The sequence below is a fragment of the Microbacterium sp. NPDC087591 genome, from assembly GCF_044743625.1.
Classification (GTDB): Bacteria; Actinomycetota; Actinomycetes; order Actinomycetales; family Microbacteriaceae; genus Microbacterium.
Window position 1 is genome coordinate 655126 of sequence record NZ_JBIUWU010000001.1, and the last position, 14921, is coordinate 670046.

12 protein-coding genes are annotated in these 14921 nt (G+C 67.4%); 7 read left to right on the plus strand and 5 right to left on the minus strand.

The annotated features are described in order from the left end of the window. The first annotated feature begins 39 nt into the window (after positions 1-39). Positions 40-1500, plus strand: coding sequence for a polysaccharide biosynthesis tyrosine autokinase (locus ACIOVG_RS03020; RefSeq protein ID WP_400868904.1), 1461 nt, complete (start codon positions 40-42; stop codon positions 1498-1500). Here ACIOVG_RS03020 and ACIOVG_RS03025 read toward each other — a convergent pair. Further along, positions 1491-2588: a hypothetical protein gene (locus ACIOVG_RS03025; RefSeq protein ID WP_400868906.1), complete on the minus strand. Its 1098-nt coding sequence runs from the start codon at positions 2586-2588 to the stop codon at positions 1491-1493. The two genes, ACIOVG_RS03020 and ACIOVG_RS03025, sit on opposite strands and share 10 nt — an antisense overlap. Before the next feature lie 582 nt (positions 2589-3170). Here ACIOVG_RS03025 and ACIOVG_RS03030 point away from each other — a divergent pair. The 3 genes from ACIOVG_RS03030 to ACIOVG_RS03040 all read left to right on the plus strand — a co-directional run bounded on the left by ACIOVG_RS03030 (position 3171) and on the right by ACIOVG_RS03040 (position 5846). Then, the gene (locus ACIOVG_RS03030) at positions 3171-4067 is read left to right on the plus strand and encodes a helix-turn-helix domain-containing protein (RefSeq protein ID WP_400868908.1); all 897 of its coding nucleotides are present in this window, start codon (positions 3171-3173) and stop codon (positions 4065-4067) included. 194 nt (positions 4068-4261) lie between these two features. Continuing rightward, complete coding sequence (locus ACIOVG_RS03035; RefSeq protein ID WP_400868909.1) at positions 4262-4765, plus strand: hypothetical protein; 504 nt, start codon at positions 4262-4264, stop codon at positions 4763-4765. Positions 4766-4853: 88 nt separating this feature from the next. After that, positions 4854-5846, plus strand: coding sequence for a MauE/DoxX family redox-associated membrane protein (locus ACIOVG_RS03040; protein WP_400868911.1), 993 nt, complete (start codon positions 4854-4856; stop codon positions 5844-5846). Positions 5847-5856: 10 nt separating this feature from the next. Here the strand turns inward: ACIOVG_RS03040 and ACIOVG_RS03045 are convergent, their stop codons facing one another. Continuing rightward, the gene (locus tag ACIOVG_RS03045; protein ID WP_400868913.1) at positions 5857-6930 is read right to left on the minus strand and encodes an acyltransferase family protein; all 1074 of its coding nucleotides are present in this window, start codon (positions 6928-6930) and stop codon (positions 5857-5859) included. A gap of 48 nt (positions 6931-6978) precedes the next feature. Between ACIOVG_RS03045 and lepB the strand changes: the two genes are divergently transcribed. Continuing rightward, complete coding sequence (gene lepB, locus ACIOVG_RS03050) at positions 6979-7665, plus strand: signal peptidase I (protein ID WP_400868915.1); 687 nt, start codon at positions 6979-6981, stop codon at positions 7663-7665. Between the two features lie 266 nt (positions 7666-7931). After that, positions 7932-9155: an O-antigen ligase family protein gene (locus ACIOVG_RS03055; protein WP_400868917.1), complete on the plus strand. Its 1224-nt coding sequence runs from the start codon at positions 7932-7934 to the stop codon at positions 9153-9155. Here ACIOVG_RS03055 and ACIOVG_RS03060 read toward each other — a convergent pair. From ACIOVG_RS03060 to ACIOVG_RS03070, 3 genes are all read right to left on the minus strand, one after another. After that, positions 9080-10129, minus strand: a complete 1050-nt coding sequence (locus ACIOVG_RS03060; protein WP_400868919.1) for an acyltransferase family protein — start codon at positions 10127-10129, stop codon at positions 9080-9082. The genes ACIOVG_RS03055 and ACIOVG_RS03060 overlap by 76 nt on opposite strands. Before the next feature lie 96 nt (positions 10130-10225). Then, positions 10226-11353, minus strand: a complete 1128-nt coding sequence (locus ACIOVG_RS03065; RefSeq protein WP_400868921.1) for a hypothetical protein — start codon at positions 11351-11353, stop codon at positions 10226-10228. A 65-nt stretch (positions 11354-11418) separates the two neighbouring features. Then, positions 11419-13437: a DUF4012 domain-containing protein gene (locus tag ACIOVG_RS03070; protein WP_400868923.1), complete on the minus strand. Its 2019-nt coding sequence runs from the start codon at positions 13435-13437 to the stop codon at positions 11419-11421. A gap of 210 nt (positions 13438-13647) precedes the next feature. On the opposite strand from ACIOVG_RS03070, the gene ACIOVG_RS03075 reads away from it, so the two are divergent. After that, positions 13648-14913 carry a nucleotide sugar dehydrogenase gene (locus ACIOVG_RS03075; RefSeq protein WP_400868925.1) on the plus strand — a complete coding sequence of 422 codons (1266 nt, stop codon included), beginning with the start codon at positions 13648-13650 and terminating at the stop codon, positions 14911-14913. Positions 14914-14921 lie beyond the last annotated feature (8 nt).

Below are 14921 nucleotides of genomic sequence, written 5' to 3' on the forward strand. Positions count from 1 at the left end.
CCGTGCGTGAGTCCTCGGGAGATGTGAGGGGAATCACAGGTGGAACTGAGCGACTACTTCCGGATACTTCGCGCGCACTGGGTCGTGATCCTGGTGGCGACCGTGCTGGGCGCGGGCGCCGCGTTCGGCTGGAGCGCGCTCCAGCCGCGCGTCTACGCGGCTGACACGACCGGCATCGTCACGGCGGTGGGCGGGGACGGAACCTCCGGTAGCGCGCTCGTCGGCAACCAGCTCGCGCAGAGCCGGGTGAAGTCCTATCTGAACCTCGGATCCTGGCGCGCGGTGGCCGAGCATGCGATCGACGACCTCGGCCTCGATGCCACCCCGGAATCTCTCGTGGCTCGGGTCACCGTGACCAACCCGACCGACACGACGGCGCTGAAGGTCACCGCGACCGGCGCGACACCGCAGTCCGCCCAAGATCTCGCAGAGGCGTGGATGCGCGGCATGGCCGTCGAGATCGAGAAGCTCGAGGGCGGCACCGACTCGACACCCGCGGCGGTGAGCCTGATCGTGGGCGATTCCGCACGGCTCCCCACGAGCCCGTCCTCGCCCAACACGCGGCTGAACCTGATCATCGGCGCTCTCGCCGGTCTGGCGCTGGGACTCATCTACGCGTTCGTCCGTCACACGGTGGACCGTCGCATCCGCCATCCGCGCGACATCGAGCGCGAGACCGGAGTCTCGGTCATCGGCACGCTCCCGCTGGAGAAGACGATGGACGGCGAGCGTCAGGTGATCGACTTCTCGCTCGACGCGCAGCACGGCGTCTCGCACCACACGATCGAGTCGATGCGCGAGCTGCGCACGAACCTGCAGTTTATCGACGTCGACAACCCCCCGCGCGTCATCGTGGTCACCAGCTCGGTCCCCGGAGACGGCAAGTCGACCGTGGCCGTCAACCTCGCCTCCAGCCTCGCCGCCGCCGGCCAGTGGGCGATCCTGATCGACTGCGACCTCCGACGTCCCGTGATCGCCGACATCTTCGGCATCTCCCGCGACGTGGGCCTGACCGACATCCTCGCCGGGCGAGCCGAGCTGCAGGACGTCGCGCATCGCCCCAACGGCGACGTGCCGCTGGCCGTGCTCGGTGCAGGACGCATCCCGCCGAACCCGAGCGAGCTGCTCGGTTCGCACCGTATGCGCGACTTCCTCGCCGACATCAGCAAATCGGCGATCGTGATCCTCGACTCTCCTCCGGTGCTTCCGGTGACGGATGCCGCCGTGCTCGCCGCCGGCGCGGACGGCGTGCTCGTGGTCGTGTCGTCGGGCAAGACCACGTTCGACATGCTCCAGCGCGCGATCGACAGCATCACCCGCACCACCGGCCGCGTCCTGGGCGTCGTGCTCAACAAGGTCCCTCGCAAGGGTGCCGAATCGGCCTACTACGGCCGGGAGTACTACGGAGCGTACGAACGCTACGGCCAGGAGCCCGACAAGGAGACCCCCGCGACCGCCGACACCCAGCCCGGGGTGCGCCGCCGGGGAACTCAGGCCTGAGCCTGGATCCGCTCCAGCAGTCCGTCGTCGACCAACTGCTGCGCCGCGGAGGCGACCGCCTGCGTCGCGTCGATACCGTCCGGCGCGCCGTGTACGTCGAGAACGGCGCGCACGATGTCATCGAGCTCGCTCGGATTCGCCGCAGCCCAGATGGCCGGACCGATGCCGTCGAGGATGCTGACGCGCCCTCCTCCGCGCGCGTGTTGGAGCACCGCCAAGCGACCGTCGCCCAGCTCCAGCGCATCGACCGCCTCCGCGCGCGCGAAAGCCCGCGCGCGCGCATCAATCGCGGGCGCGGTGCTGACCGCGGCCGCTGTCGGGATCGGGGAGACCGCGGCGGGCTCGGTCGCGACCAGCGCGCCGATGACGGCATCCAGGGTCGTGACCTCCCGATAGCGCAGGCGTACCGCGCCACCGGTCGCCGCGAGAATCGCGTCGATCAGCTGCAGCGGTGCGGGCACGTGGCCCAGGTAGCTGGTCTGCGGTGCCAGCAGCGCGAGCGCGGTCGCGACGTCGAGGTCCTCCAGCTCCGGCTCGAGCGGACCGTCGGGGCTCCGGTCCAGCACCACGATCTTCGCGACCCTGAGGTCACCGGCCAGCGGGTGGCCGCCATCGATGCTCGACAGCGCCGTCTGGACCTTGTGCACGGCGTCAGGCTCGATGATCGACAGCGGCTTGCGGTACGGCAGCACGACGCCGGAACCGTCGATCGCTATCGTCTCGTCGCTCACATACGCGTAGGTCCGCGAGAGGTGGCGCGCCGCCGTGGTCTTCCCCGTGCCTGACGCCGCGCTCAGCACGACGACCCGGCCTGACTGGTCGGCGAGGCCGGCCGCGTGAAGCATCCAGAGCTGATCGCCCTGCCGGTGCGCGAGCGCGGCCAGTGTGATGTCGGTCGACAGCAGCGACAATGCCTCCTCGTCGCTGACGGTGCCGCGCACGACGACCGTCGCGTCCGCAACGCCCTCTCCGTCGACCAGCGCATCGCTCCATGCCGCTCTCGCGCGCCGTTGGAAGGAGCCGTCGCGTGAGGCGGTGTCGACGGCGATCACCGCGCCGACCGCGCTGACGAGGAAGCGATCAGACATGCCCCTCAGCCTAGCCAGCAACCATCGCGCTCTCCGTCGACGCGCTCCGTCGCACCCAGGAGTCAGGGCACAATGCGCGCAGATTTCACGCACAGAGCGCGCTGTTTCTCCGTTCGATTCACATCGCCACGACGACCGCCCTAACGTGAGCCGCAGGTGGAGCTCCTGGGGGATGCAGACGGATTCGTGTCGTTTCACCACGACAGATCGACCCTGCAGAACAGAGCGACCGGGAGAATGCGGAATGACGGAAACGCCCCCGATACACCCGCGCATCGCGCGTCTCGGAAGGCCCGGACCCCGCTTTTCCGGCGTCATCAGGCGCGATGATCGGCACCCCTCAGCGCCCCACTCGAAGGCCGCCCCCGTCGGGGAATTCACTGACTACGCACCCATGCGACGCCCGGCGGCATCGGCGTTGACAGCCTCCCCCATCCGCCTCAGAATCAGAACTGAATCGGCATTCAATCCAGCACGCGAGCCGTGGGAGCGCTCACGTGCGACGGGCGATGAGACTGCTCGGTTCCACCATCGGCGCCTCGCGCCGATGCCGCGCGTCGACACCTTGAGGGAGAGGGCTACGTGGATCACTCAGATGCTCGGCTGATCGACGACAGCGAGCTGTCCCGACATGGCATCCGTCGGATCGGCGACCGACCGGGGCTCCGCTCGCGAGAACGGACGTCCGGAGGGGTGCTCCTGCTCGGCATCAACGGCTCCACGGCCGAGCTGCACGTCGACACCGCCGCCGCGTACCCCGAGCACTCGGTGTTCGCGTTCGTGGAAGCGCAGGCGCTCTGGTCGAAACTCGGCGACGAGCCCTGGGTCGAGACCGAAGGCGGTCTGGTCATCGCCCCACAGGGGCTGACCCGCCGGCTGCGCTGGTCCGGCCCGTGGCGGTTCATCGCCGCACTCGTCCCCCGCAGTGCGATCGCGTCGTTCGTCCCCGCGCTGCCGCCCGAGGTGTCCACGTACCCCGACCGACGACTTCTCGATTCGTCCATGCAGAGATTCATCGGCAGCCTGCTGGACGTGGAGAACCGGGCATCCGCCATCGAGCAGTACGCCATCGAACAGCTCGTGATGGAGATGAGTGGCGCCGTTCTGCTCGACCGCATCGGCGCCACAAAGGGACAGGGCTCCCCGCACACGGTGTTGCGGGAGCGTGCCATCGCCGTGATCGCGCAGCAGTGCGGCGATCCCAGCCTCACCCCGTCGCGCGTCGCACACGAGGTGCAATCCTCACTGCGGCAGCTGCAACTGGTGTTCTCCGAGTCGGGGAACAGCGTCGCCGGGGAGATCCGCCGCCAGCGGGCGCGCCTGGCGCATTCGCTCCTCGTGGACAGCCGCTTCGACGTGCTCAGCATCGAGCAGATCGCGCAGCGCGCCGGATTCAACTCTCCGATGAGTCTGCGCAGGGCGCTCGACGAGGCGTACGAGACGACCCCGCGCGCCCTTCGGGCCGCGCGTCGCGCGTAAGCGAGCACCGCCAAAACGCACAGTGCGCGCAGGTTGAGCGCACACTGCGCTGAGTTCCTCAAAACGATGTTCTCGTCCCTTTTCTCCGCCCTAGCTTGAGGTCACGGAGAGGCTCCTGGGGGATGCAGACGAACGTGTCGCCTCTTCATGACACAGCGGGACACCGCATCTGCATCTAGAGGGAGAGCACTCGAATGACCGAAGAAATCCAGAAGGAAAAGGGCTTCTCGCGCCGCACCGTCGTGAAGGGCGCGGCCTGGTCTGTCCCCGTCATCGCCGCCGCCGTCGCGACGCCGCTCGCGGCTGCGTCCACGGCCGATGTCGGAGCCTTCACCACCGCCGGTACGTGTGGCATCCTCGGTGTCCTCGGGCCCGGCTTCACGCTCACCGCGAGCGCCACCGCGCCGCTGCCCGTCGGCACCACGATCACCATCACCGGTAGCGGCGTCGCCAACATCGGCGTGTTCAGCGTCACCGGCGGCACCGCCAGCGTCTCGGTTCTCTCGGGCACCAGCCGTCTGATCACGCTGACGTCTGAGCTGCCTGCCGGAGCCACGATCGCCTTCCGCACCACGCTGTCGATCTCCGTGGCGTTCACGCTCAACGAGGTCGTCACCCTTCCGACGGGCTACGTCGGCACCGGCGCGAAGACCACGGGTTCCGTCAGCTCGACGCTGGTCCTCTGCTCCGCGTCCTGATCCACCCGCACGACCTGCGCCCACGGGCCAGCAGAGCGGCCGCGCCCCTCGGGGCTCGGCCGCTCTCGCCATCCAGGATGATGATGACATGAGCGCGTTCCTCCTCCCTGCGGCGGTGTTCCTCGCCGTGGTCTTCGCCATGAGCGCGATCGGCAAGCTCCGCGCTCCCGACCGCGGCCGTGCCGCCTTCGACGCGCTGCGGATCCCCGTGGCCCGCCCGGAGGCCGCGTCGACCGCGCTCATCCTTCTCGAAGCCCTCGTGGCGGTCTCGCTGGTGGTGACGACCGGCTGGCTCTTCGTCGCCGCCGCGGGCGCGGCCCTGCTCCTCACAACCGGCCTCCTGATCGTCGTGATCCGCGCGTACCGCCTGGGCGCCACGGACGACTGCGGATGCTTCGGCGAGTGGCTTCCCGCGGCGATCGGGCCACGTCTGATCTTCCGCAACGCCGTTCTGGCGGCGTTGGCATTCCTCCTCTTCACACCGGCGCTCCTCTTCCTCGCCATCACCGGCCGCTCCACGGGAGTCCCTCTTCTGCTGGGCTCCGGGTCGGCGGCGAACGGCTCGTTCGGGGCTCTCGCCGCTGCCATCCTGATCGCGCTGGGCGTGTGGTCGATCGCCCGAGCGACGTCGGCCGCTCCCGTGCCGTCCGCGTCGATCGCCCGCGGCACGGGAGCCGTCCTCGTCCCGGCCACCTCCGAGATCGTCGACATCCTCGCCCCAGGCGCCCGCGCGCGCCTGGTCCTGTTCGTCTCCGCGGGGTGTCACGCCTGCGCGACGGCACTGGACACGCTCATCCACGCCCAGGACGCCGTCGGGTCCCTGGTCGAGATCTACGTCGTCCAGCGCGCCTCCAGCGGCCCCACGACGACAGCTCCGACGCACGCTCTGCCATCGGCGGCTCACTTCGCGCTCGACATCGGAGGCTCGCTGGGAGGCGCACTGGAGCTCGGTGCCGCGCGCCCGGTGGCCGCGCTCATCGGCACGGACGGCGCGCAGGCGGGACCGCTCGCGCGCGGATCCGACGAGATCGCTCAGCTGATCGACAGCATCGTCGCGGTGACGGACGAGGCGACGGCCTGATCGACCCCGGCTATGCGGTGCGACGCACCGGCTTCGGGCGACCCGTGATCCACCCCATGACCCATTCGACCGGCCCGGTGCCGACGAAGCGCCACCACAGCCATCCCACCAGGATCATCCCGGGGACGATCACGAGCCACCCTGGGTAGATGTTCTCCGTCGGGCGCCCATAGGCGTTGCCCCACAGCGCGATCAGGCCGACGTGGAGCACGTAGAGCGACAGCGCCACCTGCCCGCAGGCGCGCAGCGGCACGAAGACGGCGTCCCAGAAGCGCGCGGCACGGCCGGGCTTGGCGGTCGCGGCGAGCACGACGAGGACGTATGTCGCGAAGACCAGACCGATGTCGCGCGCGGTATCCGTGTAGTTGCCCGACTGCGTGGGCGCCAGATTCGTGTACGCCGCGATGCCCCACGCGAGATAGGCGACAGGCGCGATCCCTGCCATCGTCCACAGCAGCGCGTCCCTGCGGAAGCCGTGCCGCACCAGGAGAGCCCCGAGCAGGAAGAACGGCAGCAGGTTCACCACCCGGTATTGCGGGCCGAGGAAGATCCAGGTCATCAGCTCGCGGATCGGCTCAGGGGCCGTGTAGATCCAGATCCAGGTGCGTGCCGCCGCCACCAGCGGCTGACTGACGAGGAGCACCACGGCCGCGATCGCGATCACCACCGGCGTCCGCGCGAGCAGCAGCGGCGCGCCGATGATGATCAGCACGCCGAGGTACGCGAGGATGACCGCCACCCAGGATCCCCAGGTGGCCATCCACACGCCGAGCGCGATCAGGAACAGTCCGCGCAGTGTCTGCTGGAGGAGAGTCGCTCCCACGCGGGGACGCCGGTTCCAGACCAGCTGAGCCGACAACCCCATCACCAGGGCGAACAGCGGGGACGCCATCTCGCTGAACATCGACGTGACGAAAGAGAGTGCCCCCGGACGCGAGGGCACGAACGGGGCGGCGTGGGCGATCACCATCGCCACGATCGCGATCCCGCGGAGCACGTCGGGGACCAGCAGTCTGGCTCCGGACGACGAGGCGACAGCGGCCGAGTCGGAACGCTGCATCTCGACATCGGCTTCTCGACCCATTCTTTGACACTATTGGGTGTACCCCCGACTGCGCGACCGGAGAACGTCATGATGACCACCCCCGCGGAACCTCGACGGCGCCGCACCCCGTTCCGGAGCGTGTGGCTCCATGTCGGGCTCGCGCTCGCGCTCACGCTGCTGGTGGTCGCGTTCATCGGTCAGCCGTCGTCCGGTTCCATGGCGCCGACGCTGCAGCAGGGCGACCGGCTGATCGTGAACCGGCTGGCCTACGTCGCCGCCGACCCCGCCCCCGGCGACATCGTGGTCTTCCGTCCGGACGCGAGCTGGGGCGAGAAGCCCGCCGCGAGCGGCAATCCCGTCTCCGCAGTCCTGCGCTGGCTCGGCGAGACCACGGGGATCCGTCCCTACGTGCTCGTCAAGCGCGTGATCGCAGGGCCGGGGCAGACCGTCTCGTGCTGCGATGCGAACGGCTCGCTCCTGGTCGACGGCGAGCCGCTCGACGAGACCTACGTGGTCCAGGATCTGCCGTTCGTGCCCGGCGAGCTGGATTGCGACACCACGCCGATCTCGGCCCGCTGCTTCCCCGCCGTCACCGTGCCGGAGCACTCGTATCTCGTGCTCGGCGACAACCGGGCGAACTCCGCGGATTCCGTCTTCCCCTGCCGAGGGAACCCGACGGCGGAAGACAGCTGCTTCCGCTGGATGACCCGCGACGACGTGTTCGGCAAGGCAGGGGCTATCCTCTGGCCGATCAGCCGCTGGGGCGGGCCGTAGCCCCGGCTCACCCCAGCCTCCCTTCGTCCGCCGTGACAGAACCAGCGACCGCGGCGCACCACCCGCTCGATCGCATGAGCCATGCGGTCGAGCGGCATCCCCCGAATCCCGGAGTGTGGCGTCGACGCGGCGATCTCGCCCACCGCTTCCGTCGGAACCGTCGGCACGGTGAGCGGAACGGGAATCCACTCACCAGGCCCGTGTACGTTCATTCACGCACCACTGCGCATCCGGAACCGCGCACGTCCGTATCCTAGGATTCAGGGGTGACGAAACGCGAATGGCTCGGCCCGGCTTCTCTCGCGCTTCTGACGTGCGTCGGCCAGCTCAAGGAGAATCCACTGCTCCAGTGGGTGCCCGTCGACCTCACCCTCCTGGTGTTCGGGCTGGTGCTCATCATGGTCATCCGCGCCCGTCTCATCCACGGCCCCACAACAGGGAGAGTCCTGATTCCGTGGGCACTGTGGGGCGCCTTCATCCCGGCCGTCGCTCTCTCGGACTTCGACAGCTACTCGACGACGAAGATCACGACGCTGTTCACCGTCACGCTGATACTCGCCATCGCTCCCTTCTATCTGCTGCGCGAACCCTCACAACGCGTGGCATTCCTTCGTGCGCTGGCGGTCGTCGCGGTCATCATCGCAGTTCTGGCGCTCCTGAATCCCTCGACTTCCGCCTCCTACACCAACCGTCTGACGCTCGAGGGGGCTGACACGATCGGCACGGCACGCGTGAGCATGGCGGGCGCCGTGATCCTCACCCTCACGGCATTCCAAAGAGGGATCAAGCCGATCTGGAGGATCGGGATGGTGCTCCTGGCAGGCATGACCGCGATGCTCGGCGTCCTCTCCGGTTCGCGAGGTCCCGTGATCGCCGGCGTCGCGGCGATCGTGGTGGTCATCGCCATCGCACCTGCCATGAAGCGGTACCGCGGTCGTGCCCTGATCAGCGCCGGTCTCCTCGGGATCGTCGTGGTTTGGATAGCGATCCAGAACGAGTCCGATGGATTGAACAGAATCGCGTCGATCCTCACCGGAGAGCCGAGCACCTCGTCCAACATTCGATCCAGTCTCTGGGAGACCGGACTCGATCGGCTCATCGTCACACCGTTGGGGGCCGGTTGGGGAGGCTACGAGAGCGCTGGGTCCATCTACAGGTACCCGCACAACCTTCTGATCGAGGTCGGGATCGAGGGGGGCTGGTTGCTCCTCCTTGTGGTGACCGTGCTCATCATCGCGACACTGATCCGCGGAGTCATGGTGGCCAAGAACACGTCCGGGGTGATCTTCCTCGGCCTCTTCATCTTCTCGATCATCAATGTGATGGTCTCCGGGGACATCAACGGGACTCGCTTGTTCTGGCCGGTCCTGTTCGTGATGTGGGTCATCCCGGCAAGCGACTCGGAACCGTGGTTCTACTCCTCGTCGGCCCGACGTGCGCGGGAAGCGTACGCCGTGCGCGTCCCGATCACGAACGGCGGCGCGGCGTAGAGGTACCGCAGAACGGGCACGCCCCTGACCGCCTGAGCAAGGAGCAGGGTCAACGGGACGACGAGGAAAACCGTCAGCACAGGCAGGGCGAAGCCCAAGATCTCGTTCTCCGAGTCCGAGGACAGCCTCGTCACGAGCCTGTAGAGCACGGCGATCAAGACGACGTGCGTCACGTAGATCGGCAGCGTGCTGCGCCCGACATAGGCGAGTGGTCGGCGCAACGGCGTGTTCGCGATCAGAACAGCGGCCATGCACCCGAAGACGACGCCGAGGGCGCCCAACCACGTCGCGATCCCCGGAACCCGGAGAAAGCCGGAGTGTGCGCTGAGGAGCATCAGTCCTGCGTACCCGGCCCCGACGGCGAACGTCAGGAACGGACGTGGTCGTGCGTTCCCGATCAGGACTCGCTCGCGGAGATAGAGGCCCGCGAGGAAGAAGACGAAGTAGCGTGCCATCCCGTTGTAGCTGAGACTCCCCGTCGTGAGCGTCGAGAAGAAGAGAGCCGAGAGCAGCGTCGCACCGGCGAGCTGAATCCACGCAGGCACGCGCCGCATGAGCTTTGCGAGCACCAGGAAGACGATCAGAGCGTGGAGGAACCAGAGCCCGGTGGTCGGCCGCACCGGCGAGAGGATCAGAGCGAAGACATCGGTCTCGGCCGGACGAGTCTCCATGGGAGCGAGGGAGAAGTAGGCGAACCTGAGCACGGTCCACAGCAGGAACACCCATACGAGAACGCCCACTCGCCCCGACCACACGGCAGCCCACGGACGACGGATCACCGGCTCAGCGAAGAGGCCGGCGGCGAAGAAGAAGAGAGGCATCCGGACCCACGAGACGGCGGCGTTGACATCTGCCCAGATCGGCGCGCCCAGCCCCTCGGGAACCCCGATCACGACGGCGTGGTAGAACACCACCAGGAAGATCGCGATCCCCTTCGCGACGTCGACCCAATCTACGCGTCCTGCGTGTGACATGCGCAAGAACCTAGCCGGATGCAGAGGATGCCTACGCGGACCGACGGCAGGGACCGAGCGGAGGGAATCGCGGCGCTCGGCATCGAGCGCCGCGCCTCAGCTGCCGCGCAGAAGCCTCACCAGCCCCTCCCCGAGGCGCTTCAGCCGCACGATGGCGAGGTGCTGCGACGGCGCACCGGCCGCCGCCCGTACCCGCTTCGATGCATCGCTCTCCGGCCAGACGAGCCGGAACAGCACACGCGCGCGCTGCCGCAGGGGCAGCAGCCGCAACGCCGCCAATTGCCTCCGAGGCACGGACACGATCGATCGCCAGCCCCAGTCGGACGGGACTTGCGTCTCCAACTGCGAGAGATCGGCACCGGGGAAGCACCCCGCCAGCGCGTCCTGCAGAACGAACCCGGCCCCGAGACTTGTTGTCGCGTCGACCACCGTGATCCCGGCGCTCGCGAGTGCGTGAACCGCGCGTTGCATCTGTTCTTCGGTGTGACGGGCCCCCGACACGGGGCGGAGCTCGTGGAGCGCGTAGATCACCGCATGAACGGCTCGTGACGGAACGCGCACATCGGTCCCGGCGAAAGTCTGGTTCACGGAGGATGCGAGCACCAGATCGAACGCTGCTGTCGCATCCACGGTCATCCCGGGGAAACGTGTGTGCACATCTATCTCGCACCCCCATGCCCCCGGTCTCAAGGCCTGGGAATGTGCGATCACGGTACCGTCGAATGCGGTGCGCGCGGCTCGCCACCCCCACTGCTGCATAGCCTCGATGAGGATCTTCTCGTCGCCGGGCCTGACCCAGCAGTCGACGTCGCCGGAGTGCACCTTCAGTCGCAGGCCTTGCGCGTGGAGCACCGGCCCCTTGATGAAGATGATGTCGATCCCGGCCTGCTTCGCTGCGTTGCTCAGCAACGCATAGACGAGCTCATGCTGGAATGAGACGAGCCACGGGCTGCTGACTGCTGCTCGTGGCTGAACCGCTGAGTCCGCTCTCCTCAGGACGCCGAGGCCCTCCAACTGGCGCAACGTCTCGCTGGTCGGCTCATCCAGCACCGAGTCATCGATGACGGATTCGAGCGCGTCGCACCAGAGCGCTGCCCCGTCACCCCAGAGGAACTGAGGTGGTGCGGGATGGATCGGAGTGATGACGTACTCGTAGCCGTCCGCGGAGAGTTCGTGATCGCGCACGTCCAACGCCCCGAAGCTCGCGGCCACCCAATACGACATCTACCCCTCCGTGCGGAATGCTACCGCGAGATGAACGGCGGCTCAGGCGCACCGCTCCTGCCGTGTCATCGGCAACCAGGGGAATCGATGTCGACTGCCGTCTCTCGCACCATCGGTGTGTGCTTCACCGCCACCGGGCCGTAAGGCGACGCCTTGGAGGCCGCTGGACCCTTCATGACGACGTGGAGCGTGGCGGCCTTGCCGGGCTGCAGCACGATATTGACGCGGATGGCGTCGCGTCCGAGATGGCTCGTATGCGCAAGCTCACCATACGGCTCGCCGTTCACGGTCCAACTCTCGATCGTCGCACCGATCGGCGCATAGACGATGTAGTCGGTGCCGATGTCCCCCGGCGCGAAGTACGGTCCGGTCACGTAGCGCGGCAGAGTGTTCGCCTCGTCCCGGGTGATGCCGTTCTGAAGCGTCACATCCGTGGTCCAGGTCGTTGTTCCCAGCGCCGTGCACTGGTCGGTCTTCACGGCCACCGACGCGTCGACGTAGTAGTCCATCTTCGATCCGGTCGTGTCGTTGAAGTACACACCGATCGCCGTCTGGTCCACGTTGTCTGTCGGCAGTGTTCCCGCGACGGGAGAACCGGCGATGATGTCCATCGCGTCGGCATCCGGGACCCAGACCTGAAGGCGTCCTTCCGCAGCCGACCTGCCGCCGGCATCGATGAGCCTCACCGGTGAGGCGCCGCCCGAGAGCAGACCGTTGAAGACCGACACCGCGGCGGCGGAGAAGAACGCGTTCGAATCCCTGCCATCGGGATACATGAAATACGCCTGGTTCATGAGAAGGTCGACCGCATTCTCGCTGCTGAGCACGGCGCCGGTCTCGAGCGTGAGTGGCCCGGTGGCTTCGAGGAAGTAGCTCAGGGCGACGGGGTCGACCGAGATGACACCGTCGATCTGATCGTCGAATTTCGTGGCCCACCAGCCCTGCAGAAGCGCGGCGGTCGTCGGAAAGTCCGGCGTCGATGTCATGTTGGCTGTCCAGCGGCCGACGATGTCCGAGTACAGCGCCGTCGTCTGCTCATCCAGCGGGATCACGGATTCGGCGAGCGCGAACGGGAACTCGGTCGACGCGACATCGCGCTCGAAGGTGATCACTCCCTGATCAGCGCGTAGCAAGACGAAAGAGCCGGGGCTGCCGCCGCTGGCTCGCGCCTCGGCGTTCCCCTGGAACATCAGGAGATAGTTCTTCGCCCCGTCGCCACCGAGAAGCCCGGGCAGGAAGCCGAGGATGTCCTCCGCGGGCCCGACGACTCCCTTCACCTGAGCTACCGCGTCGCTGACCTGCGTCACCCCCGTACCGACCTGTTCGATCAACGCCGCACGATCGATCGTGGCAAGCTGCGCTTCGACGCCGTCGACCGCCTCCCCTATCCTCGCGACGGTGCTCCGGACCGCCTCGAGCCCGGCCACGTCCACACGTCCGCCGGTGGGGGTGATCGGGGCGAGGTCGATCGATGACGCCGGAACGAGGATCCCTGTTCCGACCTCCTCCGCGACGTCGGCGACAGTGTGCACAGCTCGAAGATTCTCGAAGACCGGAAGCGGGATCTGCTCGAGCAGGCCCCACACAGGGCCGTCGAGCGCTGTCCCCGCCGCTGTGGCTTCCGCCACGTATGCGCGCGCGGCGCGGTCTGCGGCTTCGCTGTCGTTCGCGAGCATCGCTGACTTGACCTGATCGACGTACGGCATCGCTGCGGTGAGATGCTCCCGCGCCGTCATCGCCTGCTCGTACACGCGCACACCCGCGTACACGCCACCGACCCCGAGAGCCACGATCACTGCGGCGACGATGGCCCAGATCCAAGCCCGCCTGCGACGCCTGCCCCGTCGCCGACCATGCCCCCGCCGGGAGGACGTGGACGAGGAGGAGCCCGTTCGCGCCCCCGACCGCGCACGGTCCGGGCTCATGCCGAGATCGTCGCTCATGCTGAGGTCGTCTCCGCTGCGGGATGCCGACGTCTCGTCGTCGTCACGGGGCGTCGAGAAGAGCGCCTCCATGCTCTCGTCCGGCTCTCGACGAGAGCGGTCCCGCCGAAGGGCAGGCGGCTGATCCCCGAAGTCGCTCATTGTTAGATTCAAGCACAGCGCGGCTGGACGACTGGCGAGGTGCAGGCCTCCCAGACGTGGCATTCCGCACGGCTCGGGTGACGAACCGTGACGTCCGACCGGCGCGCGATACGTGGTTCGATAGACTTCAGACGCTCGCTCAGAGCATGCTTCCGCGCGCCACTCGCTGCAGATCACGGCGTGTTGCCCCCACTCCGTTCGAAAGGTCTCATGTCCACGCCGCAGAAGGTCGTAGTCATCGGTCAGGGATACGTCGGGCTTCCCGTCGCCATGCGAGCCGTCGAAGCCGGATTCTCGGTGGTGGGGCTCGACATCGATGAACGCAGAGTGCGCGCGCTCTCACAGGGAGAGTCTTTCGTCGAGGACATCAGCGGGGCGGAGTTGACCGGCGCTCTCGAATCAGGGCGGTACCTGCCGACCACGCGATACGAGGATTCCGACGGCTTCGACATCGCCGTCATCAGCGTTCCGACGCCCCTTCGCGAGTCGCTGCCGGACTTGACGTTCATCGAGGAGGCCGGCCGCTCGCTCGGCGCCCACCTGACGGCCGGCGCGACGGTCATCCTCGAATCGACCACCTATCCCGGCACGACGGAGGAGCTCCTCGTTCCGATCCTGGAAGCAGCAAGCGGCTTGCGCGCGGGGGATGACTTCTACGTCGGCTACTCACCAGAGCGGATCGATCCGGGAAACCGGGCGTGGAATCTGCAGACCACTCCGAAGGTCGTCTCGGGGATCGACCCCACCTCGCTTCAGCGCGTGCAGGCGTTCTTCGACACGATCGTCGATCGGACCGTCGCGGTTTCTGGAACCCGCGAGGCCGAGCTCACCAAGCTTCTGGAGAACACTTTCCGTCACGTCAACATCGCGCTCGTCAATGAACTCGCGGTCTTCGCGAACCAGTTGGGCGTGGACGTGTGGGAGTCCATCGATGCCGCCGCCACGAAACCATTCGGCTTCATGAAGTTCACACCGGGCCCAGGCGTCGGCGGACATTGCCTGCCTGTGGACCCCAGCTATCTGTCGTGGCAGGTGCGCCGCGAACTGGGCAAGTCGTTCCGGTTCGTCGAACTCGCCAACGACGTCAACGAGCACATGCCCAGCTACGTCGTCGAACGCACCATCGACCTCCTGAACACGCACAAGAAGGCTGTCAACGGCTCGAAGATCGTGATCGTCGGACTTTCATACAAGAAGAACACCGGCGATGTCCGAGAAGCACCGTCGAGACGGATCATCGAGCTGCTCACTCAGCTCGGCGCAGAGGTCTCGGCTGCCGACCCGCATGTGTCGGAGCACCACTGGCCGGACGCTGTCGCTCGCATCGACCTCAACCGGGACGGCATCGACTCCTTTGATCTCGCGATCGTCGTCACTGATCATGACGCGTTCGATGCGCAGATTCTCGTCAACTCGGCGACACCGGTGCTCGACACGCGAAACGCTCTCCGGGGCGACAACATCACCAGGCTCTGAGCCATCGC